This is a genomic window from Streptomyces niphimycinicus, assembly GCF_018883605.1.
Taxonomy (GTDB): domain Bacteria; phylum Actinomycetota; class Actinomycetes; order Streptomycetales; family Streptomycetaceae; genus Streptomyces; species Streptomyces niphimycinicus.
In genome coordinates, this window is sequence record NZ_JAHLEM010001108.1 from 1 (window position 1) to 2,731 (window position 2,731).

General features: G+C 70.7%; 3 protein-coding genes. 1 reads left to right on the top strand and 2 read right to left on the bottom strand.

The features are described from left to right. Window positions 1-988 (top strand): glycoside hydrolase family 6 protein (locus tag KN815_RS47965; protein ID WP_253209714.1); only part of this gene is annotated, 988 nt, incomplete at its 5' end. Window positions 989-1,032: 44 nt separating this feature from the next. Here the strand turns inward: KN815_RS47965 and KN815_RS47970 are convergent. Together KN815_RS47970 and KN815_RS47975 are read right to left on the bottom strand one after the other, a co-directional pair. Beyond that, window positions 1,033-1,926, bottom strand: coding sequence for a phosphatidylinositol-specific phospholipase C (locus KN815_RS47970; protein WP_216348046.1), 894 nt, complete (start codon window positions 1,924-1,926; stop codon window positions 1,033-1,035). 149 nt (window positions 1,927-2,075) lie between these two features. Next, the coding region (locus tag KN815_RS47975; protein WP_216348047.1) for a magnesium and cobalt transport protein CorA at window positions 2,076-2,731 on the bottom strand (656 nt) is incomplete at its 5' end.

Here is a 2,731-nt window from a genome sequence, read left to right on the forward strand (position 1 = left end):
CGCCGCCCAGTCCGCGGACGCCGCCCAGTCCGCGGACCCGCGGCTCCCCGCCTCCGAGAACCCGGCCCCCAAGCCCGCCGAGGCCCAGGAGCCCTCCGGCCTGGAGCCCTCCGGCCTGGAGCCCTCCGGCCTGGAGCCCTCCGGCCTGGAGCCCTCCGCGTCCCAGAGCCCCGCCCCCGATCCCTCCGCCGAGCAGCCCGGCACCCTCCCCGAGCTGCCCCCGCTCCAAACCCCCGACCCGGTGACCCCCGACCTCGAGAACATGGGCGACCTGGACACCCCGGTGGTCGAGGACCAGGAGACCGCCGCCCGCTACTCCGAGATCAACTACGCGGTCGACGCCCTTACCTCGCTCGGCAACACCTCGGTCTACCTGGACGCGGGCCACGCCGGCTGGCACTCCGTCAACAGCATCGTGCCCCGTCTCATCAAGGCCGGGATCGACCGCGCCACCGGCTTCGCCCTCAACGTCTCCCACTATCAGACCGACCCCGACAGCGCCTGGTACGGCCGGCTGATCTCCTCCTGCCTCGCCTACGCCGACGACGGCGGGGACCCCGAGGACTGTGCCGACCAGAGCTGGTCACGGCGGCACGCCCGCCGCTGGCTGCAAGCCCATGTACCGGACGACCCGGGCCGTATGAAGCACTTCGTCACCGACACCAGCCGCAACGGCCAGGGCCCCTGGACCCCGAGGGCCGCGACGCATCAGCACAATGACGTGCAGTCATGGTGCAACCCCCCGGCCCGGGGCCTGGGCAGGCGCCCCACCACCCGCACCGGCGACGCGCTGCTGGACGCCGCGCTGTGGGTGAAGACGCCGGGTGAGTCGGACGGGCGGTGCCTGCGCGGCACCGACGGGCCCCTGGACCCGGTGCGGGGCACCGTCAACCCCGACGCGGGGGAGTGGTTCCCCGAGCAGGCGCTGGAGCTGGTGCGCTACGCGGAACCGTCGGTCAAGGTCTTCCGCCGGTTCCCCGGCCGCTGACACTCGGCGGCCGCTGACCCTCCCCGGCGGCTGACCCTCCGCGGTCAGCCCGCCGGATTGTGCCGGACGAGGGCGTCGACCAGGCCGGACGCGGTGTTCGGGAAGTCCATCGGAACGATCCCGAGCCCGGTCCAGCCCTGTGCCTCGGCGCCCTCCAGGAACGACTTCACCTGCGGGTTGAGCCGGTCCGCGTTGGAGCGGGGCGGCAGCAGGGCGGCGGTGGACACATAGTTCATGAAGAGCTTGCCGGGCTGGGCCGCCGCCTTGCGGAACTGCGCCTCGATCTTGGGGTACTTGCCGAACGGCTCCGCCATGTAGTCGTCCTGGATGTCGAAGAGCCCCCCGTCGCCGTACCGCACCCCCGGCATATTGTCCGAGTCGGCGAGCAGCACCACCCTGCCCCGGGCCTGGCCCAGGGTGGGGAGGGTGTTGTCCAGGCGGAACAGCGAGCGCCAGCCCTTGTCGTCCAGATAGATGTCGAAGATCCGGCGGAACTCCGCGGCGCTCTCCTCCGAGTACTCCTGCTTGACCCGCATCAGCACGGTCTCCGACGGATGCGCGGAGAGGAAGGAGCGGCAGGCGCCGAGCACATCGTCGAAGTTGAGGTGCTGGTAGAAGGCGCCGTGGTGGATCGGGAAGGCGTTCTCGAACGCGCGGCAGCGGACGTCCAGGAAGCGGATGCCGCTGCTGAGCTGGTCGGCGATGGTGGTGTTCTGGCACTCGGTCCACGGGCCGCCGAAGCGGGCGCCGGAGTCATGGGTGCCGGGCAGGGTCAGCCGCTGGACCGGGGTGGCGTCGGCGATGGCGGAGAGCCAGTCCTGGGCGGCCAGCAGCCGGGGCGGCGCGGCGGCCGTGGCCGTCGCGGTACCGCCGACGGCGGTGACCAGCCCCGCGGTGGACAGCGCGGCCGCACCCCTGAGGAACCCTCGCCGGTCCATACGCGTACTCCCGTCGCTCGCCTGCCCGTGCCGTGCCGCACGGCATCGAAGCACAAACGAGGGGGAGGGGCTACGGACAGCGGCCGAATCAGCGATTCAATCGAGGAATTCCCTTGAATCGCCGATCCAGCCGGGGAGTTGCGGCGCCGTCAGAGCCAGCCGCGGCGCTTGAAGATGACATACAGACTGACGCAGACCACCGCCATCAGCACGATCGCGAACGGGTATCCCCACACCCAGCCCAGCTCGGGCATATGGGTGAAGTTCATCCCGTAGATGGTTCCGACCAGCGTGGGCGCGAACAGAATCGCCGCCCATGCGGAGATCTTCTTGACCTCCTCGTTCTGCTCGAAACCCGCCTCGGCCAGCGCCCGCATCTCGGCGTTCTGCTGCTGGGTCACCAGGGTGGCGTTGACCGCGAGAATGTCGGTGAGGGCCGAGCGGAAGCCGTCCACCCGCTCGCTGGTGTGGGTGACATGGTCGGCGACGTCCCGCAGATAGCGCTGGAGCTCCTCATCGGTGCCGTATTTGTCGAAACCCGCCATCAGCCCGTGCAGCATTCCGACCAGCGGGCGGGTGGCGCGCTGGAACTCGACCATTTCGCGGGAGAGTTCATAGATGCGCCGAGACACCTCGGGGTCGCCGCGGAACACCTCGGTCTCGATCTCGTCGATGTCGTTCTGCACCCCCGCCACCACCGGGGCATAGCCGTCCACGGCCGCGTCGAGGATCGCGTACAGCACGGCCTCGGGGCCCAGCGCCAGCAGCTCGGGGGTGGACTCCATCCGGCCGCGCACCGCGGACA